This is a genomic window from Bosea sp. BIWAKO-01 (assembly GCF_001748145.1).
In the GTDB taxonomy this organism is placed as follows: Bacteria; Pseudomonadota; Alphaproteobacteria; order Rhizobiales; family Beijerinckiaceae; genus Allobosea.
On the sequence record NZ_BCQA01000001.1, the window covers coordinates 6140420 to 6165525 of the forward strand.

Genomic DNA, 25106 nt, shown 5'->3' on the forward strand with positions numbered 1-25106 from the left:
AAGGTCTATCGGGGTCGCTTCAACTCCTGAGCCCCGGCATGGCCCGCCCGCAAGCCATCGCGGCCAAAGGAGCGCGGCCAGGGGAGCGCGGCCAAGAAGCACGCGGCAGCTCAGGCGGCCATCTCCTTGCGCGATATTCTAACGGCGTCATCGGGAACACTCGCCCGCGTTCTTCGTTGGCTTGGGGAGTGCCGCCGGAGCAGGACATGCGCAAAGCGGATCGCCTTCGCAACCCGTCCTGTCCTCGTTCCCGCCGCGCCATCGCCCGCAATCAGGATCAGCCGAACGGCCAACCCGAGGCCTTAAGGCGCTATCCCGGAAGGAATGGAGGTTTAAGACCATGATCGTATCGGATGTGATGACCAGGGGCGCCCAGATCGCCCGGCCGGACGAAACCTTGCTGCAGGTGGCCCGACGCATGGCAGCCGGAGATATCGGTTTCATGCCTGTCGGTGACAACGACCATCTGGTCGGCATGATCACCGACCGCGACATCGTCATCCGCGCCGTCGCCGAGGGGCGGGGCCATGACACGCTCGTGCGCGAGATCATGACGCGCGACGTGAAATACTGCTTCGACGACGAGAACATGGACGATGTCACGCAGAACATGGGCGAGCTCCAGGTGCGGCGCCTGCCGGTGGTCAACCGCGACAAGCGCCTCGTCGGCGTCGTCTCGCTGGCCGATGGCGCGCTGAAGGACGACCCGGAAGCCATCGGCCTCGCGCTGTCTGCGGTAGTCGTGCCCGGACACGCCCACGCGGCCTGACGCAATCGGTGCCGCAGCGAAACGAGCAAGGGCCCCTGAGAGGGCCCTTCTCAGCGCCGTGCCTCGCTATAGCCAGCGCCCGACGCGGGCCATCGGCTCACAACCTGGTTTCTCCACGACAACGAGCCAGCGCGCGCCCGCTATGAACGGCTCGGCTTCCAGATCGAGGGACGGCGCCGGCGCGACTGGACGCGCGAGGGTCTCTATCGCGACAGTGTTCTGATGGCGCTGGATCTTGGGGCTGTTTAGGGACGCCACTTGAGCCAAGTGTGGAATTTGGACGCGCCCTAAGTGGTGCCATTGGGAGACAAGGTGCGGCCCGCCTCGTCGATATCCAGTGCCGAGAGCAGCCAAGACCGCTCGAATGGCGTAAGCAGCGGATGGCCCGTCAACGCGGCCTGCGTCAATCTGCGCGCGAGGCCGATACGGTTGTCACCCGCTTGGAGAAAGCGCTCCGAGATTTGGATGGGAATTCCTTCCTCGTCGAGGTTGCGCAATGCTTCGTTACGGAACCATCGGCTCAACTCTCTGACGAAATAGCTATAGTCCGCGCCTGGCAAGCGCTTCCCGACGAAGATCTCGACCATCGCGAACAGCTGCGGCAGGCCGTACTCGCAGCTTCGGAGGAACTTAAAGATATTGTCATAGGCGGCCTTATCGCCGCGGAAATTTTGATCGTGCTCTAGTAAGAACGCCTTCAGCGTCCGAGCATTGCGCAGATTGCCGATGAGGTAGGCGAGTTGCCTCTCCGAGAATGCGCCGAACTCGCGCGAGCGCTTTACCTTGCAAATCACCTCCACGGTGGCGAGCGTCGCGTTGAAGTCGGGTAAGCCAGCCCAAACTAGTCCGTGGCTCGTCCGCAACGCGGCATGGACGTGTTGCTTAATTGCGAGCGCAGTGTCCAGGCCTATCGCTGACGCGACCCGCAACTGCGCCGTTGAGAGGTCGAGGGAGCGCCGCAATGCAGCCACCCGGTCGTCGATGGCAGCGCTTGTGTCGTCCTCCTCTAAGTGGACGACGTAGTCGTCGGAGGCGGCTTCGTCATCTCCAAAGAGCGTGGGCGAAACCTCTGTGTCCTCTATCACCGGAGGCTCGTTGAAGAGGTAGACTTGGCCGACATGATGCTGCCCTAAACGGCCAGCGCGCCCGCGGATATTCGCGAAGGTGAAGAAATCGTAGTCCTTCCGGCTGATCTTCTTGTCGTAGATGAGAACCGTCCGCGCAGCCGTGTTTACGCCCTCAATCAGCGTTGACGTGCAGAAGAGGACCGGTAGTTCGGACCGGTTAAACATGCGGACCATATGCGATGCGATCGCGCGTGGCACGCGGGCGTGGTGTACTCCGAAGCCCTGCTCCACCGACTTCACCAGAGGCCAACCTTTCCCAACGTTGTTCTGCAGCCAGGCGGCGAAATCTGCCGTCTCTTCCGACACAGCCATCTTGTTTGAAGCGTCATCGGACAACTTGTTTGCCCGATCTGGCGAGGAGACGAAAACGAGCGCTGGCCAGTTCCTTTCTTCTCCGAGCTCTTCCATGAGCCGCTCCTCCTTGTCCTCGACACGGCGCAAGTCAAACGTGTCAACAGCCACGGTCGAGAAGCGCGTTTTAAGGAAGTGGAAGTTCCACCTGCCCTCGACATCGACGTGCACGTTGTCGATGTTGGGGCCGAGGAAGAAGAATTGCCGTGATCTGCGCAGTAAGCGGTAGACGGCGGCGTTCAGCGTCACGTGCCGCTCGTCCCGCCGGCTCGGGTCGAGCTTGTAAAACTCATCCACCACCGTCAGATCGAGCGAGCCGAGGTCGTCGCGGCCAATTAGCCGCTCCTGCGTGCCAAGGAAAATTATCCGAGATCCCGTCGCCGTATCGGTCGGGTGCATAAGTATCTCGAAACGCTCTGAGAAGCGGCGTTTGAGACGGCGGCGGAACTCATCGAGCAACGCGATCGTAGGAAGGACAACGGCCACGCGCTCGTACTTTCCGGACGCGAGCAGCGCGTCAATTAGTAGGCTCTTGCCGAAACTTGTGGGGGCGCTGAGGATCAGGTTCTCCCCCGCCAGCAGTTTGCTAAGCGCGGTGATTTGCTCGCGGTGAAAGGTGATGCCACCAAGTTCCGGCGCGGTCACCGCCTCCGCAACTAGTCTGTCCGCCTCGTCAGCGTACTGTCGGTCGATGTAGTTCCACAGGCCTGTCGCACGAGCGAGCGCGCTGAACGGCTCAAGCAGCGGTTTCAGTTCGGCGCGCGCTGGAATCAAATCAGCTAGACGCGGGATGACCTGCAGCAGTCGAGGGTCGTCCGGCTCCCCTGCGTTGATGGCGAGCGATGCATCCTGCATAATGCGGAACACCGCTGGGAGCAGCTCGGGACCGGACATGCGGCCCAGCGTATCCCAGTTGATCTCTGCCATCGTCATGGTGTGAGCCCTCGAAGCCGAGCGTCGAATTTGTCGGCGAGCTCCTGTTTCGATCCAAGCGGGAGGTGGAGCAGCACTAGCCTAACCCGTTGCGGGAGGCCGGAAGCAGCGATCACCTGCGAAAGCTGGGCGAACTCCGCCTCCAACGCCGACGTGTACTGAGTGCAAATCGAGGCAGTGGTGGCGACGGCCGCACTCTCGCATACGATGCCGACCGGGAAGATTGCGGTGCGAAAGAGTTCGTCAAGCGACGTCTGGTCAGAGAGGAGGTCGCGGATCTCTTGATAGCGCGGCACTGAACGCGATACTTGCGGGCCGAGGATGAGCTTTTCGCGCCTCAGGAAGCCTTGGTCGAGGTGGCTATTCAGCGACCTCACAGCTGCCCTTGCCCCCTCGACACCATCAGTGAAGAATTTTGCCTCGCCGAGCCACAACTCAGGGCCGCTTTCCGGATAGCGCACGTGGACCAGGTCAAAGGACTTAACCACGTCGTTGGATGAAGTGAGATAGAAGACACGCGGAGCGAACGGGGTAGTACCAAAGAAATCGCGACAGATCGCGTGAAGCACGATCTCTCCGATTTCGCCGCGCTTAGTGTATTCGGTGCTCGTGTAGATGCGCGCCGCCGCCTCGCGAAGCCGGACATACATGTTGCCGTGGTGGACGCGCAGTTCGTCCTCGTGCAGCGCATAGTCTGCGATCCACTCGATCAGGTGATCGGCGAGCGCATTGCAGCGCCAGACCGTGAGCTCGAAGCCGGCGCAGTAAGAACCGGCCGCAGGAACAGTTTGGGTAGTATAGGAGATTTGCGTCAGAAGACGCTTGGGCTTGGAGGCGTACGAGCTCAATTTAGGTCAATCACTCAACGGCAACCCGCGGTGGAACCACGGTCGTTGAGAGACTGCGCAAGATCGCAGCTAATTGCAATTTCAAACTGTAGGTGAAACGTCTTGCTCGGGTGAAACGTTTCGCTCGCGATGGCATCGAACCTTTGGCACTCCCGCACTGGACGCCAAACTACCCTAGGTTAGAGTACGCCCGATTATAGCGGATTTGGGTCCACTGCGCGACCTTAGCGAAGATCCACTACCCACCCACTCGAATATCGTTGCGCCAATCGCCTTATCCCTTAGCTCGGTCCGGAGAACCCGGCTCGGCGGGCGGCACCGGGTCCATCAAGCCCGCCATCTGATCAACAAGAGGCCCAGGCCCACCAAAACCCTGCGCCTCCTCCGGCAACACCTCCCCAGCAGGTCCCTGCAACGCCTGCATGATCTCGCCAACCACGCCCTGCAGCTCGACGATCGCCTGCGCCATTCCCGCAAGCGCCGGGTCGGCCTGCGGCTCGCCCGCCTGCCCCGCCGCTCCGCGCGAAACCATCTGCGCGACCATCGCGGCTTCAAGCTCGAGCTCGGCCTTGCCGGCTTCAGCCTGCTTGCGGCGGGCCTCGGCCTGCTTTCCAGCCAGCTCCGCCTCGCGCGTCGCCAGTTCCATTTGCCTGGCCGCGTCCTGCGCCGGATCGGGCGGTGGCGGCTGCATCTGTAGCGGCAGCGGCTTGCCCGCCTTCTGCGCCTTCAGCGCGCGGATCTCGGGTGGCAGCACCGTTTCCAGCCGCTCGCCGATCTCGTCGGCGAGCTGCCAGTCCTGGGCTTTTGCGACGAGGTCGAGGATCAGCGGCGCGGTCTGCGGCGCCGCCTGGATGAAGGCCGTCATGCCGTCGCGGACCTCCTCGCGCTTGGTCGCATAGCTCGGCCCCATCTGCAGCGCGACATCATAGGCCCCGGTCGTCACGTCGTTCGAGAGCCGCGGCGTCATGCCGTCGGCGGCGACGCCGCCGAGCTGGTTGATGCGGATTTCCTCGGTCTTGCCGTCCTCGCCGATGATGCGCAGCACGCGGGCCGTGTCGTAGATTTTTGGGATCAGGTCGACCAGGATCTTGCCGGTATGGCGGATCGCGCGGGCCCAGTTGTCGATATAGACGTAAGTGCCGGTATCGCCCTCGCGCTGGCGCGCCAGGATCGCCTTGCCGCTGGTCTCGTTCGAGCGCGCGCCGAGCGAAGAATTATAGATGCCGATGACCGATTGCATGTCGCGCGCCGCCCGCTCGATGCCCTCGGCAATCCCCTGCGAGGAGACCGCCGGCTGCACGCGCTGCGGCGGAATGCTGCCATTGGCGCCGTCGGGCGTATAGGGCAGATAGGCGTGGTTGCGGCGGTTCGCCGTCTCCCAGACATCCTGGTACTGCTCAAAATTCTTCTCGGTGCCGATGAAGGGCGCTTTTGGCTGCAGCGCCGTCACCTCGGTCTGCGCCGATGAGAGGTAGTTGTAGCTGCGCTGCGGGTCCTTGGCGAAGCGCACCACGCCATGGCGCATGATGCGCCGGCCGATGCGGACCTCCTCGCCGATCACCGGGACGATCGGGATATGCAAGCCCGGCCAGAGCTCCGGCCCCTCGACCACCTCATGGGCGGTGACGAGCGAGCGATGGAGCCTGTAGGATTCGCGCTTTTCGACGCGGACGCCGCTCCCCTTCAGCGCCTCGGCGCGGGCCTCGTCCCCCGAGACATCCTCGATCGCGCCGTCATCCAGCAGCGCCAGCGTCTTCCTGACCGGCGTCTTGCACCAGTATTCGCCGACGCGGATCGTGTCCGCCGCGATCCAGTCGCCACGCGCCGCGCGTCCCGCCCCGGAAGGCGCGAAATCGGTCAGCGTCGCGTGCGGATAGAGCGCCTTGAACTTTTCGCGCGACATGTCGAAGGGCACGAGGCATTTCACCGCGTCCTCGCGCGTCGGCAGCACCGCGTCGATATCGAACATCACGCCCAGCGCATCCTCGATCGGCGCGATGCGGATTTCCTGGTTGAAGGTGCTCTCGCCGGCATATTCGGTCTTCACGCGCCAGGCGCCGAGGCCGCAGGTGACCTGGCTGTCGGCGCCTTGAAAATAGACGCCGGGCGCATCGGAGCGGTTCTCGATATAGCGGATCACGCCGGCGAGCGCGTCGGCCTTCTCCTCGTCGCCATGGTCGTCGACGGGGATGACCTTGATCGCCGGCCGCATCTGCCGCATGTCGCCGGTGACCTGGCGGACATATTGCGGGATCTGGTTGATGGTCTGGACCGGGCGCCCTTCCTCGATGCGCGCGGCCTCGATCTCGGGAGGCCACTGGTTGCCGGCGCGGAATTCGAGATCGTCATAGCCGGCCTCGATATTGGCCCGCTCGCGCTCCATCCAGTCGTCATAAACCTTCAGCGCATCGCGCACGATCCTGGCCTTGTCGTCGGCCGCCGTCATCGCGGCGCCCTTGTCGTCGATGGCCATCTCGTCGCCGTCTTGCTGATCGCTATCCCGGCCGATCCCGGCCTTGTCCCTGCTCATGCTCATGCCGCCATCCATCCGCCGGGCTTGCCGGCCAGCCTGAGCTTGCGGTCGCGCTTCGCCATCCGCGGCTCCTCATAGACGACGCAGGCGAGCCCAAAAGCATCGGCCGCGTGCGAGGCCCAGTCATGTTCGGGGCCGAGATCGATATCGCGCGCCTCGTGCTTGCGGGGGTGATAGGCGCCGAGCGCCTCGAGCCCGGCCAAGGTCGTCGCCTCGTTGACCCAGATCACCGGGAACAGGCGCCGTGCGGCCTCGATGCGCTGCATGGCCGCCCCCTTGCCCTGGTTCGGCACGACGGTGACCTCGAAACCGGCTTCCCTGAGCGCGCTTTCATAGGAGACGTCGTAGACCTTGTCGTTGCTCGCCCCGTCATGGGGCAGGATGCAGAGCGCGCTGGCGTAGCCGTTCGCGCGCAGCCAGGCGACATGGCTGGCGAGCGGCTGGCCTTGCGCCTCGTAATAGTTCAGCACGCGGATTTCGCGGCCGACGAACTGCATGATCCAGATGGCGCAGGCATCGGCCTTGGCGCCGGTGCCGCCAATGTCCCAGATCGCGCGGATCGTCATCAGCGGGTCGGGGCCGACAGCGCCCACCCTGCCCTGCCGCCGCATGTCCGCGAGCTGCGTCGCGTAATAGGCGCCAACGGTGACGCTGGCATAGCCGCCTTCCCAGATATGGTCGTAGTGCTCGGCATTGTCGCGCAGGCAGTCCTGCCGCTCCCGCTCAAGCAGGCTCGGAAACCATGGGTTGTGCCTCCAATTGGCCTGGACGACGACGGCGCCGGTTGGCAAAGCCGGGCCGCGCAACATCCCGTCGATCGGGTCCTGCCGGCGGCGCGGGTTCCAGCCGCACCAGATCTCCGAGCCTTCCGCGCGGAGCGTCGGGCGCAGCAGGCTGAGCGAGCGGGCCGAGATCGTCTGCGCCTCCTCGATCCAGGCGCGCTTGAACCCTTCCAGCGATTTGATCGATTCCGCCGTGTGGTCCTGCATGCCCTGGAAGATGATGGCGCCGTCGCCCGGGGTCTGGATCGTATCGCGAAAGACCTTGAAGCCCTCGGCCGGGCCGAGCCCGAATTCCGCGAGTTTTGTCTCGATCAGGCGCTTGGCGCTCTGTTTCAGCGTCTTCTGGACCTCGCGGATGCAGACCGAAAGCAGCCCGCGCTCGCGCAGGCTGTCCTCGACCAGGAGGCCGGCGAAGAAATGCGATTTGCCGGAGCCGCGCCCGCCATGGGCGCCCTTGTAGCGGGCCGGTTCCAGCAGCGGGGCAAAGACCCTAGCTGTCGGAATCTCCAGATGGATCGACGATGACACGGCGAATGGCCTCGATGCGGGCGCCCTCCGCGCCGGGGGCAGCGGCAGGCGGCGGCTTGTCGCTGTATTTCTGCGGCTGGAGCCTTGCGGCCATCCATTTGCGGGTTTCGATCTGCAGCTTGCGCTGGTCGACGCTCTTGGCGGCCTCAGAGCCGGCCTTGCCGGCCCTCACCGCCTCGGCCTCGGCGGGCATGTCGGAAATCTCGAGGATCTCGTCGAACAGCGTATCGGCCCGGAACTCGCGCGCCCTGGCATATTGGCCGCGAAAATCCTCATGGGCCTCCAGCCAGCGGAACACCGTGCCGGTCGCCGGCATGCCGGCCTCCGCGCAGATCGCGCGCAGGCTCTGCCCATCGGCAATGCGCTCGCAGATCAGGTCCGCAAGCTTTTGGGTGAACAGGCAGGAGCGCGCCATCGCAGCGGGTCCGGACATGAAAAACCCCGTTCGGGGCGCGGGGTGGGAGATGGTGAGGGGTTTGGCCTGTGGTTGACCGAAACTGCGCCCCTGAAACGCAGAAGCGCCCGGCCATCCCTGGCCCGGGCGCAAATCACCACCTTGAATAAAGGCATACATGCACAAAAAACGCATGTAAACCCCCTACATGCGATTTTTGTGTATCACCTTCGGCCTGAGCCACCGGAAAGCGACCGGGCTGCTCCGGTCACGCCGGCGGCGTGGCGTGGCCGCGCCTGGCCATGCAGCCGTCATAGACGGCCTTCGCGGCGTCGCTCCGGCGGGCGGTCGCCTGGTCTGTGCCCCCCGCCCCACCGAGCGGTTTCGCCGACAGGCTCGCCGTGTTGGATTCGCGGATGCAGGCGGCGGCGTCCCTGTTCGCCAGCGCCTCGAGCGTCGCATTGCCGCCGCCCGGCCGGAGAGCGGGGCGCTGCGGCCCCGGCGAAGCCTCGCGCGCGGCCTGGCACCCGGCGAGTGCGAGCGAGACGATGATTACGCCATGGCGAAGCATGAAACCCTCCCTGCTGCGCCAGTCAGAGCATAGGCCGCAGGGGCTTTCAACGGGCGCCCTGGTTCGGCCCCCCGTCATCCCTGCGGCTGCGCGCGCCCGGTTGCGGCGGGCTCCTCTGCGAGAAGCGCGCGGAAGGCCTGCGCGGCCCGGCCGGAATAACGCTCCTTGTGCCGCAGCATGATGAAGCGGCGGGAGGGAATCTCCGCCGCGACTTCAACGAGCGCGCCCGATTGCAGGGCATTGGAGACGACGAGCCGCGACATCAGGCTGGCGCCGGAGCCCGCTTCGACGGCCGCGCGCACGGCCTCGTTGGCGGGCAGCTCCAGCACGATCTCGATCTCGGCGAGTGCGCGTCCGGCGCCTGCGAGAACGGTCTCCAGAAGCTGCCTTGTGCCTGAACCCGGCTCGCGCAGGACCCAGGCACTTTCGCTGAGCGCCGCCGCGTCGACGCGGCCCCGCCCCGCCCAGGGATGACCGGGCGCGACGACGATCGTCATCTCGTCCACCGCAACGACCTCCTGCGCCAAATGCGGATCGTCGATCTCGCCCTCGACAAGGCCGATATCGGCAAGCCCGTCGTGGATGGCGGCAGCGACCGTCTCGGTATTGCCGATCACTAGTGGCGTCTCGATGCCGGGATGCCGGGCGCGAAACGCCACGAGCCGCCGCGGCAGCCAGTAATTGCCGATGGTCTGGCTCGCCGCGATCGACAGCCGCCCGCGCTTCAACCCGGCCAGATCCGCCAGGACCTGCTCGCCCGCGGCGGAGCGCGCCAGGATCGCGCGCGCCTCGCCCAGGAACAGCCGGCCTGCATCGGTCAGCGCGATCCGGCGTCCGACACGGTCGAACAGTTTGACGGCATGGCGATGTTCGAGGGCCGCGATCGCGGCGCTCGCCGCCGATTGCGTGAGGTTCAGCTCCGTGGCTGCGCGCGTGACGTGCTCGCGCTCGGCGACCGCGACGAAGATGCGAAGCTGTTCGAGCGTCATGAGCCGTCAGGGGGTTGCGCGGGGCCCGAAAGGAGCCCGCGGCAGGATTGATCGATTTAATCGATCGAAACGAGACAAACAACATGTTGGATTGCTCGGACGAAAGAGCCCAGACACGGCGCATCGAACTGCCAGGTGCCGCCATGACGCTGCAAAGCCATTATCAAACGAGCTCGGCCAGCAGGATCCCCGGCAGCCTGAAGCGCCTTGGACCTGGCCTTCTGCTCTGCCTGGCCGTGTCGGGAGCGGCTCTCGCCGTCGAGCATCTGGAGACCGCCCTCTTCCAGCGCGCCTGGCTCGAGGCGCTCGTCCTGGCCATCCTCATCGGAACCCTGGTCCGGTCGCTCTGGAGCCCCGCCAGCCGCTGGCGCGCCGGCATCTCGTTCTCGGCGAAGACGCTGCTGGAGGTCGCGGTCGTGCTGCTCGGGGCCTCGCTGAGCGCCGCCACGATCGCCTCCGCCGGCGCACCGCTTCTGCTTGGCATCGCCGCCGTGGTCTTCGTCGCGATCGGGCTGAGCTACGGCATCGGCCGGCTGCTCGGGCTGCCGCAGCGCATGGCCATCCTCGTCGCCTGCGGCAATTCGATCTGCGGAAATTCAGCCATCGCGGCCACCGCGCCGGTCATCGGCGCCGATGGCGAGGACGTCGCCGCTTCGATCGCGTTTACCGCGGTGCTCGGGGTCGCGGTCGTGCTGTGCCTGCCGCTCCTGATCCCGGCGCTCGGCCTCAGCGTCCACCAGTTCGGAATCCTCTCCGGCCTGACGGTCTATGCCGTGCCCCAGGTCATCGCGGCCACCGCGCCGGCCGGCCAGGCGGCGATCCAGCTCGGGACCCTGGTCAAGCTGGTGCGCGTGCTGATGCTCGGCCCCGTCATCCTCGTGCTCTCGCTGCTGTCTGGCCGGCTGCGCGCGCAAACGGACGCGCCCGCCCCCCATGTGACGGCTGGCGATCGCCCTGCCCCGCACAGGATTGCGCCGCATCATATCGTGCCCTGGTTCATCCTCGGCTTCCTGGTGCTGGCGGCGCTGCGCTCGGCCGGGCTGATTCCGGCGGTCCTGCTTGCGCCGCTCGCCACCATCGCGAACCTTTTGACCATCGTCTCGATGGCGGCGCTCGGGCTCGGCGTCGACATTCGCTCCGTCGTCAGGGCCGGCCCCCGCGTCGCAGCCGCGGTCATCCTCTCGCTGCTGGCGCTCGGGGCGATCTCGCTTGGCCTCATCCACCTGATCGGGGTGCCGTGAGGCGCCGTGACGTCTGTCGTGGCCCGCGCTCGGCCGCTTGCGGGTTCAGGACCCTGGCGGCGGGAGCGCCGCTCAGCGCTGCTTCAGCTTGGTGATCGTTGCCGCGGGAACCCCGGCGAAGTTGTTGGCCAGGAGATAGCGCGGGCTGGACTGCACCCAGCGGTCGAGGTCGATCTCCTCGAACTTGCCATTGTCCCAGGTCATCACGATCTCAAGATCCTCGTCGCCGATATTCTTGACCGCGTGCCCGAAGCCCTGCGGGATATAGGCGACGTCGCCCGGCTTGAACTCGGCCACCTTGCCGCGCCCGCCGGAGCCGAAGAGCGCCACCTGGCCCTTGCCGCGCAGGTAGTAGTGCCACTCGTTCGCGTTCACGTTCCAGTGCAGCTTGCGCATGGCGCCGGGCTTGATGGTCAGCACGCCGCCCGACATGGCCTTCGAGACGGGCCATTCGTCGACCGTCGCAAGTCGGAAGCTGCCACCGTCGAAGTCGCGCACCGCCCGGTTGTCGCGCAGCAGGGCGAATTTATGCGTCGAATCCTTCGGCCAGGGCGCATCGAGCGCGTCTGCCACCGGCAGTACGGGGCCCGCCTGGATATAGGTCTCGCCCTTGGGAAAGGCGTCGAACAGATCCTTCGGCACGCCGAAATTGAGCGCCAGAAAATCCTTGGGCGTCACGTCGATCCAGTCCGTGATCGAGAAGGTGCCGTGCTCGGAAAAGGCGCCATTGTCGAAGGACAGGATGAAGTGGCAGGGCTTGTCGCCGATGGTCTGGATCGCGTGACCATGGCCCTTCGGGAAGAACCAGAGGTCGCCCGGCTCGAAATTATTGATCTCGCTCGCTCCCGATGGGTCGAGAAGCACCGTCTGGCAGCGGCCATCGATGACATAGGCCCATTCGGCGGCGATCGCGTGCCAGTGCAGCTCGCGCGAGGCGCCGGGCTCGAGGAACATGTGCACGCCGGCAATCCCCTTGCTGATCGGGAACTGGTGGACGGTCGCCTCCTTCGCCCAGCCACCGGACGTCACCTTGGGCGTGTTGCCGTCGAGCGAGAAGCGGAAATCGGGCATCTCGCCGATGTCCTTGGGATCGTGATAGGCGACCTTGTCGCCCGGAGGCAGCTCGACGGCCTGCCGCCCATATCCTCCATCCCCCGGTTGGAACGCCGCCAGGCGAGCCTGCGCGTCCGCAGCGATCGTTGTCGTCAGGAGGCCTCCCGCAGCGGTCACTGCGAGCATCTGTCGACGTGAAATGGAATCCATGACGTCTCTCCTGTGCTTCCAGCGGGCTCTCCGCCGGCCGGCCTGTCCCTCCTGTTCCGTGCCTCGAAATTCTATCATACCGGCGGTTTCCGGCATCATCTCTCCGGATGATGCGGGCTTAATCAGGCCGGCCGGCAGCGGCCTGATACAGGGGCCCCGGACGCCGTGTCCGGGCCATGCCGATAGCGTCTCCAGCCGTCGCTAGCCCGTATATCGCGTCTCAAGCAGGTCGATGTCCCGGATCAGCCTTTGCGCGGCTTCCTCGTTCAATTCCCGGTGTCGCCGCAGCCGGAAGATCTCGCTCCGTTCAGCTCTCAGCGCGGCAATGCGAAGCTTCCGCTCGATCGCCTCCAGGCGCCGTCCGTGGAAGGTGCCTTCGACATTCTGGGGACGCCCCTCGAGCCGCGGCCGGTAAGCCTCCATCACGCGCAACGACGCCTCCGCGAACAGATCCGCGTCCGCTCGCCCTGCCGCCATTTGATGCTGCGTTTGCTCGATAGCCTGAATGGCGGCTCTGGCAGCCTTGTCGCGCGCGTTGTCCATCTCCTCCTGATCGAAATCCTCGGGAGGAAGCTTCAGGTCCTTCAAAAGCGGAGGGAGCGCGATACTGGCGAGCACCAGCGAAACCACGATGACGCCTGCCGCCAGGAATATGGCCAGGTCGCGCGCGGGAAATGGCGAGCCGTCGCGAAGCGCAAATGGCAATGTCAGCACGCCAGCCAATGTGATCGCGCCCCGGACACCAGCCAGGGAGGTGGCCGTGATGAGGCGCCATCCGACTTGCGGAACGGGAGCCCCCTTTCGCGTCGCCCTGAACATCGTGAGGCGCAGCGACACCCAGACCCAGATGAAGCGCAGCACACAAAGCGCGAGAGAGATCGCAAGAACATAATAGGTCAGCAGCCAGGGCTCGCGATGGCCGGTCGTTTTCACGGCTTCGACCGCGCCCGAAAAAATGCCCGGCATCTGCTCTCCCAGGAGAACGAAGATGACGCCGTTGGCCGCGAACTGAATCATGTCCCACACGGCAGCCCGGCGAATGCGCGTGACAGCCAAGGCCTGGCCGGTGCCTTCGATGAAGCTCATCGTTACTCCCGCCGCGACGACCGCCAGAATGCCGGAACAGTGGAAATGCTCCGCGACGAGATAGGCGCCGAACGGGATGAGCAGGCTGATCAGGATCTGCGAGCTCGTGTCCTCCCCGACAAAGCGCGTGATCCATAGTTTTGCCGCCGAGACGCCCCAGGTCAGGCCGACCCCGATGAGGATTCCACCGATAGCGAGCCATGCGAAAGTGACGAGCGCGGCCTGAAGCGAAAATGCCCCCGTCAGGACCGCGGCAACGGCAAAGCGCATGCAGACAAGTCCCGAGGCATCGTTCAGCAGCGCTTCGCCTTCAAGGATATGCATCAGGCGCTTGGGTATCCTGGTGCGAGACGCGATCGCTGAAACGGCGATGGGATCGGTGGGCGAGACGATAGCTGCGAGCGCGAAGGCCACGGCAAGGGGCATCGGTGGGATGAGCCAGTGGATCAACAACCCGACCCCCAAGACCGTGAACAGCACAAGCCCCAGCGCCAGTTCGAGGATGATGCGCCCGTCTCGGACCAGGTCGGATTTCGGAATCCGCCATCCGTCGAGAAACAGCAACGGCGGCAGGAAGAGCAGGAAGAACACATCCGGGTCGAGATAGACCGTTGGCACGACGGAGAGCGCAATCATCGCTCCGAGCCCGATCTGAACGAGCGGAAGCGGCAACTTTGTCCAACGCGCCAGTGATCCACTCACCACCACGGCCGAAAGCAACGTCAGTATGGTGACAACAGATTCCACAACGTCCTCGCTCGAACCTTTAGGCCAGCCGCCGCAGATGACGGTGCTGCGATAGGTTGGCGGACTCATGGCCGCTGGCGCCAAAGACTTGGCCAATCCGAGTGTCGCAAATCAAGCTTGCCCGCAAAGCATGCGGTGATCACCAACACGCATGCGGGACCGACATTGGACGGAGACGTGCGGCAGGCTGAGACCGACCGCCATGCGGGATAGAATGCTCCAGTCGCGCAAGAGGAGGCTAAGATGAGATCAGTCGCCGCAATTGCACTTTTGCTCGCCGCTGGCGGTTGCTCGCTTTCGCGTCCGATCCACGGCGTGATCGAAGGCACTGGCGAGACCTTTGCTGGAACGGCAACCGGCAACTTCAACGACACGGGATATGTTGCCGTCCGGTCCAACAGGACGGCGTGCAGTGGCACATTCGTTTACACGACATTCCGGCAGGGCACCGGCACACTCCACTGCGAAGATGGTCGCAGAGCTCCGTTCAGCTTTGTGTCGTCTGGCTGGAAAGGCAGTGGCGGAACCGCGACATTCGGGCGGCGTCGGGTCGTGTTCACCTTCGGGTAGACAGCCTCCTGATGAAGTCGGGCGGAAGGCCCGGCCGCGCGCGCCTTCGAGGGCAGATCAGCGGTGAAGCCGGCCGCGGTCGTTGGGATCGGGCGTCGACAGAACGAGGCCCAGCTTCGCCTGGTCAGCCTTGGACTTCGGCTCGATCGCGACTTCAATCAGAAGTCAAGCTGCAGCCAGCGCTCCAACGTGCTGGGCAATGTCGCGGTCCCACCAAATGTCCGCAACGGGTGGAGGCCGTGTGGAAACGTCTTTCAGGGTCGTGCTCTGACGATGCGACAGGGTCTGAGGGTCAGGCTCTCATGGCCTTCATCAACGTCGCCGCGCCGAGGATGGCGATGGCCCGCTTGAGATTGTAGGCCAGCACATGGAGGCTCATCTCGGTTCCGACATTGGGGAGGTGGCGGGTCAGGAAGTGACTTCGGCCCATCCAGTCCTTGATCGTGCCGAAGACGTGCTCGACCGTGCGCCTTCGGATCCGCATGGCGTCGGGCATGCGATCGAGCCGGCGCTGCATGGCCTCGATCACCACCTCGTGCTCCCAGCGCTTGATGCGGCGCTGCTTGCCGGTGGTGCATTGGTCTTTGACCAGGCAGGCTCCGCAGCCGTCGGCCCAGTAGGTATGGAGTGTCAGATCCTTCTCGACCGATGAGAAGCGCCATGTGAGCGTCTCGCCGGCGGGACAGCGATAGGTGTCGCTCGGAGCATCGTAGGTGAAGTCCTGCTTGCCCCAGCGCCCGTCGGCTTTGGCCCCTGATGTCAGGGGCTTGGGGACGATGGCGGAGATGCCGATCTCGTCGCAGGCCAGGACCTCCTCGCCTGAGAAGTAGCCGCGATCGGCCAGCACAGTCAGCGCACCGGCTCCTGTCGCATCCTTTGCCTGACGCCCCATGCTGGCGAGCTGGCTGCGGTCGTGGCCGATGTTGGTGACCTCATGAGCCACGATCAGATGATGTTTGGCGTCGACCGCCGCCTGAACGTTGTAGCCGACGAGGCCAGTGCCCTTGCCGTTGGTGGCCATGGCGCGGGCGTCGGGATCGGTCAGCGAGACCTGACGGTCTGGCGCCACCGCGACGACGTGGTCCATCGCCTGGAGGTCACGCATCTGCTGACGCAGGCGATCAAGCCGGTCCTTGAGGCGGATGCTGCGCATCTGCGCGACGTCATCCTCCTGCCGGTCGGCCGTATCGAGCAGCGACAGATAGCGTGCGATGCTTGCCTCCACCTGCTCCATCCGGCGACGGATCGCGCCGGGCGTGAAGTTCTTGTCGCGCGTGTTGACGGCCTTGAACCGGCTGCCGTCCACGGCCACGGTGCCGCCTGCCAGAAGGCCGAGTTGGCGGCACAGCACGACGAACTGCGCGCAGGCAGCCCGGATCGCAGCCCCATTGTCACGGCGAAAGTCGGCGATGGTCTTGAAGTCGGGCGCAAGCTTGCCCGTCAGCCACATCACCTCGACGTTGCGGCCGGCCTCGCGCTCCAGCCGGCGGCTCGACTGAACCTGGTTGAGGTAGCCGTAGAGGTACAGCTTGAGAAGGGTAGCGGGGTGGTATCCAGGCCGCCCCGTCGAGGCCGGGCCGGCAAAGCCCATCGTTCCCAGATCGAGTTCGTCGATGAAGACATCCACCACCCGGACCGGATTATCTTCGCTGACGTAGTCCTCAAGACAGTCGGGCAGGAGCAGTCTCTGCAGCCGGGTCTCGCCTTCGATGTAGCGCGCCATGCAAGCCCTCGGATCGCTCCAGAAAGCCTACCAGATCAGCCCGTTTCCACACAGCCTCGGTGGATAGCGGACGCGGGGGAATGCGATTGCAAGGTCTGCAATTGCCAGCAAAACGGACCTATGCTCAGTTGGTTCGCGGAGCAATTCGCCGCCGCACAGGTAGCCGTTCGAAGCGCACTTAGCCAATTCAATTGAGACGAAATACCTGATTTCGGCACCCAGTTGCTGGAGGCGAAGTATGAATCGTCGAGAGTTTCTCGTACCGACTGCCGCAGGGATTGTAGCCAGCACGCTTAGCGGTTCTATTCTTACCGTCGCCACTGGTTCAAACGTGCAGGCCCAGGCGAACCAAGAACCACTCGGCGGGCGACCGCCACCTGGATCAGCGCCCTCGGTCAAAGATTTCGACTATCAGATCAAGTACCAGCGCGCCTTCGAAGCCGTGCTGTGGAACATGCCGGCCATCGCGATCTACTCGTTCAGGCGCTCGGCATTCGACGATCTGGGCGCCAAGGATCACGACGTCATTGCTTATTCCGCGCCTGCAACGCCTAAGCTCGAAGCACTGACGGCCAACAGTACGACGCCTTACATTACAGCGTTCGCAGACCTGCGGAAGGGACCGACGGTCGTTGATGTCCCCCCGGCTGGCGCTGATGGCAGCCTCTACGGTCAGGTCGTCGATGCGTGGCAGATCACCATCGCCGATGTCGGTCCTGCCGGGCTCGACCAAGGCAAGGGAGGCAGGTTCCTTTTCACGCCGCCCGGCTACAAGGAAGCCATCCCTGACGGCTACATCCATGTGGCTTCGCCCAACTATCGCATCGCTTTCGCGTTTCGCTCAGTGCCAGCAACGGGTAAGTCGGTGGCAGACGCCTATGCCTACGCGAAGCGGTTGCGCGTCTACTCGCTGTCAGAAGCGGCCAGCCCGCCCCAGCAGCGCTTCATCGATCCGATCAACAAGCGCTACGCCACGCTGCCGTTCTACGATGAGCGGCATTTCGAGGACATGCACGCCATCATCAGCGTCGAGCCCGTCAAGGAGCAAGACAAGGTCATGATGGGCATGCTGCTATCGCTCGGCATCGAGAAGGGCAAACCGTTCGCGCCTGATGGCGTCACCAAGAGAGCGATGCGGCAGGCCGCCATCGATGCCTGGTTCTATCTGCAAGGGTGGTTTGACGAGGTCCTGGCAAGGCGGACCTATTGGCCCGATCGACACTACGTTTCGCTGCTGCAAGCCGATCAGAACCGCACCTTCACATTCACGAATGAAGACCGCATCGACCTGATCGAGCGAGCCGCCGAGTATTTCTGGTGCACCTATATGCCGAAGGTGCTCAGCGACGATCCTGCGACGCAATATCTGATTGCGATGGCCGACAAGGACGGCATGAAGCTGGAGGCCGGAAAGCTCTATAAACTGGACGTACCCGCCAACATGCCGGTGAAGCAGTTCTGGGCGCTCACAGTGTATGACCGTGCGACCTTCGCTTTCATCTACAGCGAGAGCAATCGGACGACGCTGTCCTCCTACGATCTCGACAAGTTGAAGAAGAACGCCGACGGCGGCGTGACCATCTATGTCGGTCCGAAGCCGCCTGCGGGTCTCGAGGCGAACTGGATACCGACCTCGGGCAAGCGCCCGATGCCGACGATGCGGTTCTACGGGGGCACCGAAGCCCTCAACCGCAAGACATTCGTCATGCCCGATTTTGAAGAGATTACCTGAACCCGGAGTTCCGAATGAAGTCCGTTGCCGTTCTTGTCGCCGCGCTCTGGACCCTATGCTTTGCCCAAGGTGCCCCAGCAGCAGAGACGTTTGAAGATACGCTTCTGTCGACACCGACCTCGCCGGGAGTCATGGCGAAGGGGCAGGAAACGGATGGCTACCAGCTTGGCGTCTCGGCATATGCGTGGGGCTATCCGCTCGTCCGCATGGAGCGCGTGGTCAGGCAATACACGGATGTGCCGTCGCCAAAGCCTGCAACCAGCTACCGTGGCCCGCTGAACCAGATCGGATGGGCATCGCAGCTCGCGACGCCAGACGCGAAGGACATGCCGACCGCCAATAACGACACCTACTACATGAGCGCCGTCGTCAAGTTGGATCGGCCCTACATTCTGTCAGTGCCGGACACTCACGACCGCTATTATGTCGTGAACGTTTTCAACATGTGGCAGGAGCTTGAGCACTATATTGGCCGGCGCACGACCTCAACGAATGCGGGTCGCTACGCCATCGTGCCCCCAGGATGGAAGGGAAAGCTCCCTGCGGGCGTGAAGCGTCTCGATGTGACGACTGACAAGGTGTGGCTATGGGGCCGTCTGCGGATCGCTCAGGGCGAGCCAACCGCCCCTGTGCTGGCATTGCAGAAGCAGTTCCGGCTTGAGCCGCTGGGCGGCGAGACAGCAAAGGACAAGGGGGCTTCATTGGCCCCGCTTCCTGCGATCTCGGGTGACGACCTCGGCTTCTTCACGCACCTTGCCTCAGCCTTGAAGGACAACGCAGTGAAGCCCGCCGATCAGGCCCTGTTCGCGCAGTTCGCCAGGATAGGCCTGACGGCCAAGGGCTTCGATCCGTCGAAGATGTCGGAGCAAACCCGCAAAGGCTTGCTGCGTGCGCTGGAGGATGCGCCGGCCGTTGTTGTCTCGTCGCTCGCAAGTACGGCGGTCAACCGAAACGGCTGGACCTGGGCGACGGGCCTCGACAGCTTCGGCTTCAACTACCCGTTGCGGGCAATGGTTGCGGGTTCCTATCTCGGCGGGAACGGCGAGAAGGAAGCGATGTACCCGCTTCGCTCGACGGACGCGGACGGTAATCTGCTGAGCGGCGCCAACCGGTACGTCATCAAGTTCGATCGCGAACCGCCGGTCAACGCGTTCTGGTCCCTCACTATGTACGACGATGCCGACAAGATGCTCGTTGCGAACCCGATCGCCCGCTACAAGGTCGGCACCGACACGCAGGGCCTCGTCCGGGCCTCCGATGGTTCGATCACGATCCCCGTTCAGGCGGAGAAACCGGAAGCGGCGGCTGCCGCGAATTGGCTTCCGGCCCCTAAAGGCAACTTCTATGTCATCCTGCGGCTCTATCAGCCCAGCGATGCCATCTTGAATGGAGCATACCAACTGCCGCAAATGCGAAAGGTTCAGTAGACGGAGGCGGTGTCTGCTTGTGTCTACCTTTTCGGACATTCGCATCTGCTGCTCGAACGGCGGCTAAGGGTCGAGAGCGGAACTCTGGCCAGCACACTCGGAGCATCTGCTTCTGGGCAATGCGCCTATGTCCGCAAATGGCGCGGATCGGCAGAAACCGAGTGAGCCGGCGAACTTCGGCTCCCCACCCATCGCAGACAGTCGCGACCGGCCGTCGCACGGTCTGAAAACGTGCCTTCGCGGAGGGCGTCGACGCGTCGCCACAGGCTACGGCCGCTGCACCCGCGCGGTCTTCGCGGCCATCCCTAACGCTGCAGCCGGCTTGCGTCCGGCTCCGGTCAACATCCCCGACCTTGCCCCCGCCCCCTTTGCCTCCCGCCGCGCGGGTGATAGGTCCCGGGCTGTGCAGGGAGCACGCGCGAGGCATGCCCGGCCTTGAATCGCCCTGCGGAGGCCGCGCTCGATGACAGAGACCTCTCACGCGCTCGTGGCGCCGGATTTCCTGACGCTGACCCTTGGCATCGTCGTCTACCTGCTCGGCGCGCTCCTGACGCGCCGGGTCGCGCTCCTGCGCGACTACAACATTCCGGAGCCGGTAACCGGCGGCATCCTCGCCGCGCTCGCGATCTGGGCCCTCCACGCGGCGACCGGCTTCGATTTCATCTTCGAGATGGTGACGCGCGACAGGCTGCTGGTCATCTTCTTCGCCACCGTCGGCATCAACGCGCGCCTGTCGGACCTGCTGGCCGGCGGCAGGACCTTGATCATCCTGTGCGTGCTGACGGTGCTTTTCGTGTTCCTGCAGAACCTGGTGGGCCAGCTCGGCGCGTCGCTGTTTGGCCTGCCATCGGCCGCCGGCGTGATCATGGGGTCGGTCGCGCTCGTCGGCGGGCACGGAACGACGATCGCCTGGGCGCCGGCGATTGCTGCCGAGCATGGCTTCCCGGCCGCCATGGAAACCGGCACCGCGGTCGCGACGCTTGGCCTGGTCGCCGCCAGCCTGCTCGGCGGCCCGATCGCAAAATTCCTGATCGAACGCGGCAAGCTCGTCACCGAGGCCACCGATGCAGGCCAGGGCGGCATCGCCGCTGAGGCCGATGCGGCGCCGATCGACAAGTTCAGCATCATGCAGTCCCTGCTGGTGGTGAACAGCGCGGTGATCCTCGGCTATCTCGTTCACGGTCCCCTGACGGCGACGGGCATCAAGCTGCCTCTGTTCGTGCCCTGCCTGATCATGGGCATCGTGCTTTCGAACACCATTCCCCTGCTCTTTCCGAAACTGCCCTGGCCGGCGCGCTCGCCCTCGCTGTCGCTGATCTCCGATTATGCGCTGTCGATCTTCCTCGCGATCTCGTTGATGAGCATGCAGCTCTGGACGCTGGCGGAGATCGCCGGGCCGCTTCTCGTCGTCGTCGCGATGCAGGCGGTGCTCGCCGTGGCCTTCATCCTGCTGGCGATCTTCCCGCTGCTCGGGCGCGACTATCAGGCCGCCGTGCTCAGCGCCGGCTTCACCGGCCTTTCGCTCGGGGCGACCCCGACCGCGATCGCCAGCATGACCGCGGTGACCAAGCATTACGGGCCCTCGCCCAATGCCTTCATCATCCTGCCGCTGGTCTCCGCGTTTTTCGTCGACCTCGTGAACGTCGTCGCGATCACGTTCTTCCTTGGACGCTGAGTTCCTTGGACGATGAGTTCTTGAGGCCCTGACGTCCCGGGGCGCCGGGCGCCGCCTGCGCCCGCGCATCGGTGGCATGCGCAGCGGCATTGCCACCACCCGTTGAATCTGCGTTGCGGCGGGTGCATTCCTGGCATTGGGACCCTCAGGACCGGACGTGAACGCGCATGGGGAACTTCCTCGCCTATCTCCGGGAGTCGATCCCGTTCCGCATCGTCCCGGCCGCCATCACGACCGCCGTATTGGTGATCCTGCTCGCCCTGCCGGTGCCGCAGGGGCTCACGCCCGACGGCAAGGCGATGCTCGCCATCTTCCTCACGACCATCGTCGCGATCATCCTGAAGGTCATGCCGATCGGGGTGATGGCCCTGATGGCCATGGTCATCCTGACCTTCTCGGAGGTGACCGCCGAGAATTCGAGCGGCGCGGTCACCGACGCGCTCTCGAGCTTCTCCAGCCCGCTGATCTGGCTGATCGTCACCGCCATCCTGATCTCGATCGGCCTGCGGACGACGGGGCTGGGACGCAGGCTCGGCATGATGTTCATCGCGGCGCTCGGCAGGCGCACGATCGGAATCGGCTACGGGCTTGCCCTGTGCGAGCTGATGCTTGCCCCGGTGACGCCGTCCAACACCGCGCGGGGCGGCGGCATCATCCATCCGATCATGAAATCGATCGCCGGCGCCTTCGATTCAGACCCTGAGAAAGGAACCGAGGGCAAGGTCGGCACCTATCTGGCGCTGGTCAATTATCACGCCAACCCGATCACCTCGGCGATGTTCATCACTGCGACCGCGCCGAACCCGCTGGTGCGCAGCTTCGTGGCCGAGGCGACCGGCGGCGCGGTGGATCTCACCTGGGGGGCGTGGGCGCTCGCCATGCTGGTGCCCGGGCTCGTCTGCCTGCTCCTGATGCCGCTCGTCATCTACCTCGTCTCGCCGCCCGTGCTGAAGCACACGCCGGATGCGATCGCCTTCGCGCGGGGCGAACTGCACGCGATGGGGCCGCTGCACCCGAAGGAGATCGTGATGCTGCTGACCTTCGCCCTGCTGCTGCTGCTCTGGGCGAACGTGCCTTCCATGATCCTCGGGCCGGCCTTCCAGCTCGATCCGACGGCGGTCGCGCTGCTCGGCCTCTTCGTCCTGCTGATTTCCGGAACGATCAGCTGGAACGACGTCCTGGCCGAGCGCAGCGCCTGGGACACCCTGATCTGGTTCGGGGCGCTCGTCATGCTGGCCGGGCAATTGAACAGCCTGGGCGTTGTCGCGTGGTTCTCCGGCCTGATGCAGGGCATGATCGCGTCTGCGAGCCTCGGATGGGCGCTGACCGCAGCGGTTCTGGTGCTGGTCTTCACCTTCAGCCACTACGCCTTCGCGTCGACCACCGCGCATATCAGCGCAATGATGCTGGCTTTCCTGGCCGTCGGCATCGCGCTGATCCCGCCCGCGTATCAGGGCTTCTTCGTGCTGATGATGATCGCGGCCTCGGCGATCATGATGACGCTGACCCATTATGCGACCGGCACCTCGCCGATCATCTTCGGCAGCGGCTATGTCAGCATGGGCCGCTGGTGGACCGTCGGCCTCGTGATGTGCCTGTTCGAGCTGGTCATCTTCGCCGTCATCGGCGGCATCTGGTGGAAGCTCCTGGGCTATTGGTGATCTGGCCCAGCCCCCCGCGATGGGCGCGGGGCCGACATCGGCGCGCAAAAGCCCTGTCGCGCTCCAGCGCGCATTCCTGTCGCTCCGCGTGATCTGCTTGATCGCCTGACGGATCGTCGGTTTTTTCGTATGCTGCTTTTAGCCGGGCGTCGCCTCCCCGGCTGCAACGCAGCCCGGAACCTGCCGCCCCACGCGAGGTTGCCCGATGACCCGTGCCGAGTTCGCCGCCCTTCGCCAGGCCTGCGGGCTGAGCCAGGACGATCTTGCCCTGGAGTTCGGCCTGAGCCCGGGAGCCGTGCAGGAGATCGAGACGGGGGCAGATGACGAGGACGTCAACACCGTTCACGCCCTGGCGCTGGAGCGCGTTTCGCTGCAGTGCGCCGTCTGCAGGGAGAACCCGACGATGGCTGCGGCCTCGGTGCGCTCGGATGCGCTCGACCTCGCCTGGATGATCCGGGGCTGAACCGCGAATTCCGGCATCAGCTCAGCCGCAGCCGATGGGCGATGGGCGATGGTATTCAGCGCGCAGCGGAACGTGCCCATGGTCGCGTGGTCGGTGATGTCGCGGTGATGGCGCACGAAGCGGCGCGTCACCGTCTCGGCCGCCTCGCACTGGCGCCGATCGATCATCCCGGTCAGGAACATCTGGCCAAAGGCACCGCCGGCGCTTCACGCGCGGCAGGTTTGTAACTTTTAATTCACGATCGATTGACACTGCATGGTACGTAACTTATAAGTTACGTATGTTCGAGGTTCGCCAGACCAGAGCCTTCTCCAGCTGGCTCGGCGGCCTCAGAGACGCCAACGCTCAGTTGCGAATTGCGACGCGCATCCAGCGGATGGAAGACGGCAATTTCGGCGACGTGAAGCCGGTCGGCGAAGGCGTCAGCGAAATGCGGATCAACTATGGTCCGGGTTACCGAGCCTATTTCATGCAGCAGGGCAAGACCATCGTTCTCCTGCTCTGCGGCGGCGACAAGAGCACCCAATCGGCGGATATCGCCAAGGCCAAGCGCATGGCACAGGAGGCCTGAGACATGCCCCTCGAAACGACCAGATTCGACATTCAGGAGTATCTCAAAACCCCTGAGCAGCAGGTCGCCTATATCGAGGCTGCCCTCGATGAGGATGACCCGGCGTTTCTTGCCAAGGCTCTTGGCGAGGTCGCGAGGGCGCGCGGCATGACGCAGGTGGCCAAGGACGCGGGCGTGACCCGCGAAGCCCTTTATCGTGCCCTGAGCGAGAAGGGAGACCCCCGCCTTTCAACCCTGATGGGCGTGATGAAGGCGCTCGGGCTGAAGCTGCGGATTGCCGCGTGAACGGAGCCGACGAGGCCGGGCCTGATATCGGCTCACCCCCGATGAGCGTGTCGCGGATGGCCATGGGTTGAAGCCTGCGCCTGCGGGGCGCCTTCCGTGAGAAGCGGCGGCATCCTTGCCGTGCCGGAACGAAGAAGCGCCCGGCCCTGTGTGGTCCGGGCGCATATCGCCGCCGCGAGTTACGGTATCAGCTCAGCCGCAGCCGATGGGCGATGGCGTTAAGCGCGCAGCGGAAGGTGCCCATGGTCGCGTGGTCGGTGATGTCGCGGTCGAGCACGCAGACCCGCATCAGGACCGCATTGCCGTCATGGTGCAGGCCGACATCGGCGAGCGCATCCTGCAGCTCGCGATACTCCGAGCGGATTTTGGCCACCGTCTCGACGTCGAGCTCGGCCGCCTCGCCGGTCGTGCCGGCCACCAGCTCGGCGACCATGCTCGGCAGCCGCGGCAGGCTGTCGGTGATGTGGCGGTGATAGCGCACGAAGCGGCGCGTCACCGTCTCGGCCGCCTCGAACTGGCGCCGGTCGATCATCCCGCCCAGGAACATCCGGCCAAAGGCATAGCCGGCCAGGGGCGAGGCATTCCCCCGACGGTGCGGCTGCGCGAGCGCCACCGCCATGATCTTCTCGGGGCGTTCGCCCCGCTCCGCGTTCCTGATCCGGCCGTTCTTGTAGCGGCCGACATCCGTGCGGGGTTTGCGTCCTGCGCGTGCCATCTCGTCTTCTTTCTCTGCTTTGGGTTTGGTGGTGCAGGCCCGCTGGCCGGGACTTCGGCGCAGCCGCCCGCCATCGCGCGGCCGGGCGGGCACGCGCGCTGACAAAACGCCGGCGATCCTGG

Annotated in this window: 21 protein-coding genes; 10 read left to right on the forward strand and 11 right to left on the reverse strand. The window is 64.7% G+C overall.

All coding sequences use genetic code 11. The features are described from left to right. The first annotated feature begins 340 nt into the window (after positions 1–340). A complete protein-coding gene (locus tag BIWAKO_RS28585; RefSeq protein ID WP_069881530.1) occupies positions 341–769 on the forward strand; it encodes a CBS domain-containing protein in 429 nt (142 codons plus the stop codon). 287 nt (positions 770–1056) lie between these two features. Here the strand turns inward: BIWAKO_RS28585 and BIWAKO_RS28590 are convergent, their stop codons facing one another. From BIWAKO_RS28590 to BIWAKO_RS28620, 7 genes are all read right to left on the reverse strand, one after another. Beyond that, positions 1057–3180 (reverse strand): DEAD/DEAH box helicase, encoded by a 2124-nt coding sequence (locus BIWAKO_RS28590; RefSeq protein WP_069881531.1) that lies wholly within the window; start codon positions 3178–3180, stop codon positions 1057–1059. After that, positions 3177–4028 carry a HamA C-terminal domain-containing protein gene (locus BIWAKO_RS28595; RefSeq protein WP_069881532.1) on the reverse strand — a complete coding sequence of 284 codons (852 nt, stop codon included), beginning with the start codon at positions 4026–4028 and terminating at the stop codon, positions 3177–3179. The genes BIWAKO_RS28590 and BIWAKO_RS28595 overlap by 4 nt, the downstream gene beginning before the upstream one ends. A gap of 274 nt (positions 4029–4302) precedes the next feature. Further along, positions 4303–6564 carry a portal protein gene (locus BIWAKO_RS28600; protein WP_176733427.1) on the reverse strand — a complete coding sequence of 754 codons (2262 nt, stop codon included), beginning with the start codon at positions 6562–6564 and terminating at the stop codon, positions 4303–4305. After that, positions 6561–7871 carry a PBSX family phage terminase large subunit gene (locus BIWAKO_RS28605; protein ID WP_069881534.1) on the reverse strand — a complete coding sequence of 437 codons (1311 nt, stop codon included), beginning with the start codon at positions 7869–7871 and terminating at the stop codon, positions 6561–6563. Before BIWAKO_RS28605 ends, BIWAKO_RS28600 begins: the two co-directional genes overlap by 4 nt. Beyond that, positions 7834–8304 carry a terminase small subunit-like protein gene (locus BIWAKO_RS28610; protein ID WP_201788661.1) on the reverse strand — a complete coding sequence of 157 codons (471 nt, stop codon included), beginning with the start codon at positions 8302–8304 and terminating at the stop codon, positions 7834–7836. The genes BIWAKO_RS28605 and BIWAKO_RS28610 overlap by 38 nt, the downstream gene beginning before the upstream one ends. Positions 8305–8533: 229 nt before the next feature. Further along, positions 8534–8836: a hypothetical protein gene (locus BIWAKO_RS28615; protein WP_069881535.1), complete on the reverse strand. Its 303-nt coding sequence runs from the start codon at positions 8834–8836 to the stop codon at positions 8534–8536. 74 nt (positions 8837–8910) lie between these two features. After that, positions 8911–9825, reverse strand: coding sequence for a LysR family transcriptional regulator (locus tag BIWAKO_RS28620; RefSeq protein ID WP_069881536.1), 915 nt, complete (start codon positions 9823–9825; stop codon positions 8911–8913). Positions 9826–9968: 143 nt separating this feature from the next. Between BIWAKO_RS28620 and BIWAKO_RS28625 the strand changes: the two genes are divergently transcribed. Then, entirely contained in the window at positions 9969–11066 is a 1098-nt protein-coding gene (locus BIWAKO_RS28625) for a YeiH family protein (protein WP_069882886.1), read from the forward strand. Between the two features lie 72 nt (positions 11067–11138). Here BIWAKO_RS28625 and BIWAKO_RS28630 read toward each other — a convergent pair whose 3' ends face one another. The 3 genes from BIWAKO_RS28630 to BIWAKO_RS28640 form a co-directional block, all read right to left on the reverse strand. After that, entirely contained in the window at positions 11139–12329 is a 1191-nt protein-coding gene (locus BIWAKO_RS28630) for a cupin domain-containing protein (RefSeq protein ID WP_069881537.1), read from the reverse strand. 201 nt (positions 12330–12530) lie between these two features. After that, the gene (locus BIWAKO_RS28635) at positions 12531–14162 is read right to left on the reverse strand and encodes a Na+/H+ antiporter (protein WP_069882887.1); all 1632 of its coding nucleotides are present in this window, start codon (positions 14160–14162) and stop codon (positions 12531–12533) included. 862 nt (positions 14163–15024) lie between these two features. Next, positions 15025–16455: an IS1182 family transposase gene (locus BIWAKO_RS28640; protein ID WP_069879486.1), complete on the reverse strand. Its 1431-nt coding sequence runs from the start codon at positions 16453–16455 to the stop codon at positions 15025–15027. Positions 16456–16693: 238 nt separating this feature from the next. Here BIWAKO_RS28640 and BIWAKO_RS28645 point away from each other — a divergent pair, with 238 nt between their 5' ends. The 8 genes from BIWAKO_RS28645 (at position 16694) to BIWAKO_RS28680 (ending at position 24269) form a co-directional block, all read left to right on the forward strand. Next, positions 16694–18187, forward strand: coding sequence for a DUF1254 domain-containing protein (locus tag BIWAKO_RS28645; protein WP_069881538.1), 1494 nt, complete (start codon positions 16694–16696; stop codon positions 18185–18187). 14 nt (positions 18188–18201) lie between these two features. Then, positions 18202–19614: a DUF1254 domain-containing protein gene (locus tag BIWAKO_RS28650; RefSeq protein ID WP_069881539.1), complete on the forward strand. Its 1413-nt coding sequence runs from the start codon at positions 18202–18204 to the stop codon at positions 19612–19614. A 463-nt stretch (positions 19615–20077) separates the two neighbouring features. Continuing rightward, positions 20078–21289, forward strand: a complete 1212-nt coding sequence (gene gltS, locus BIWAKO_RS28655) for a sodium/glutamate symporter (protein WP_069881540.1) — start codon at positions 20078–20080, stop codon at positions 21287–21289. 167 nt (positions 21290–21456) lie between these two features. Continuing rightward, positions 21457–22950, forward strand: coding sequence for a DASS family sodium-coupled anion symporter (locus tag BIWAKO_RS28660; protein WP_069881541.1), 1494 nt, complete (start codon positions 21457–21459; stop codon positions 22948–22950). A 205-nt stretch (positions 22951–23155) separates the two neighbouring features. Continuing rightward, entirely contained in the window at positions 23156–23413 is a 258-nt protein-coding gene (locus BIWAKO_RS28665) for a helix-turn-helix domain-containing protein (RefSeq protein WP_069881542.1), read from the forward strand. A 41-nt stretch (positions 23414–23454) separates the two neighbouring features. Next, positions 23455–23640: a hypothetical protein gene (locus BIWAKO_RS28670; protein ID WP_069881543.1), complete on the forward strand. Its 186-nt coding sequence runs from the start codon at positions 23455–23457 to the stop codon at positions 23638–23640. A gap of 53 nt (positions 23641–23693) precedes the next feature. Beyond that, the gene (locus BIWAKO_RS28675) at positions 23694–23984 is read left to right on the forward strand and encodes a type II toxin-antitoxin system RelE/ParE family toxin (RefSeq protein WP_069881544.1); all 291 of its coding nucleotides are present in this window, start codon (positions 23694–23696) and stop codon (positions 23982–23984) included. Between the two features lie 3 nt (positions 23985–23987). After that, positions 23988–24269, forward strand: coding sequence for an addiction module antidote protein (locus BIWAKO_RS28680; protein ID WP_069881545.1), 282 nt, complete (start codon positions 23988–23990; stop codon positions 24267–24269). 187 nt (positions 24270–24456) lie between these two features. Here BIWAKO_RS28680 and BIWAKO_RS28685 read toward each other — a convergent pair whose 3' ends face one another. After that, the gene (locus BIWAKO_RS28685) at positions 24457–25077 is read right to left on the reverse strand and encodes a WXG100 family type VII secretion target (RefSeq protein WP_069881546.1); all 621 of its coding nucleotides are present in this window, start codon (positions 25075–25077) and stop codon (positions 24457–24459) included. Positions 25078–25106 lie beyond the last annotated feature (29 nt).

Bases quoted from the DNA above. Each gene is read 5' to 3' on its own strand.
- BIWAKO_RS28665 (WP_069881542.1), top strand. From the start codon at position 23,156: ATGACCCGTGCCGAGTTCGCCGCCCTTCGCCAGGCCTGCGGGCTGAGC.
- BIWAKO_RS28625 (WP_069882886.1), top strand. From the start codon at position 9,969: ATGACGCTGCAAAGCCATTATCAAACGAGCTCGGCCAGCAGGATCCCC.
- BIWAKO_RS28640 (WP_069879486.1), bottom strand. From the start codon at position 16,455: ATGGCGCGCTACATCGAAGGCGAGACCCGGCTGCAGAGACTGCTCCTG.
- BIWAKO_RS28660 (WP_069881541.1), top strand. From the start codon at position 21,457: ATGGGGAACTTCCTCGCCTATCTCCGGGAGTCGATCCCGTTCCGCATC.
- BIWAKO_RS28600 (WP_176733427.1), bottom strand. From the start codon at position 6,564: ATGAGCATGAGCAGGGACAAGGCCGGGATCGGCCGGGATAGCGATCAG.
- BIWAKO_RS28650 (WP_069881539.1), top strand. From the start codon at position 18,202: ATGAAGTCCGTTGCCGTTCTTGTCGCCGCGCTCTGGACCCTATGCTTT.
- BIWAKO_RS28585 (WP_069881530.1), top strand. From the start codon at position 341: ATGATCGTATCGGATGTGATGACCAGGGGCGCCCAGATCGCCCGGCCG.
- BIWAKO_RS28610 (WP_201788661.1), bottom strand. From the start codon at position 8,304: ATGTCCGGACCCGCTGCGATGGCGCGCTCCTGCCTGTTCACCCAAAAG.
- BIWAKO_RS28630 (WP_069881537.1), bottom strand. From the start codon at position 12,329: ATGGATTCCATTTCACGTCGACAGATGCTCGCAGTGACCGCTGCGGGA.
- BIWAKO_RS28615 (WP_069881535.1), bottom strand. From the start codon at position 8,836: ATGCTTCGCCATGGCGTAATCATCGTCTCGCTCGCACTCGCCGGGTGC.
- BIWAKO_RS28680 (WP_069881545.1), top strand. From the start codon at position 23,988: ATGCCCCTCGAAACGACCAGATTCGACATTCAGGAGTATCTCAAAACC.
- BIWAKO_RS28590 (WP_069881531.1), bottom strand. From the start codon at position 3,180: ATGACGATGGCAGAGATCAACTGGGATACGCTGGGCCGCATGTCCGGT.
- BIWAKO_RS28670 (WP_069881543.1), top strand. From the start codon at position 23,455: ATGGGCGATGGTATTCAGCGCGCAGCGGAACGTGCCCATGGTCGCGTG.
- BIWAKO_RS28620 (WP_069881536.1), bottom strand. From the start codon at position 9,825: ATGACGCTCGAACAGCTTCGCATCTTCGTCGCGGTCGCCGAGCGCGAG.
- BIWAKO_RS28675 (WP_069881544.1), top strand. From the start codon at position 23,694: ATGTTCGAGGTTCGCCAGACCAGAGCCTTCTCCAGCTGGCTCGGCGGC.
- gltS (WP_069881540.1), top strand. From the start codon at position 20,078: ATGACAGAGACCTCTCACGCGCTCGTGGCGCCGGATTTCCTGACGCTG.
- BIWAKO_RS28645 (WP_069881538.1), top strand. From the start codon at position 16,694: ATGAATCGTCGAGAGTTTCTCGTACCGACTGCCGCAGGGATTGTAGCC.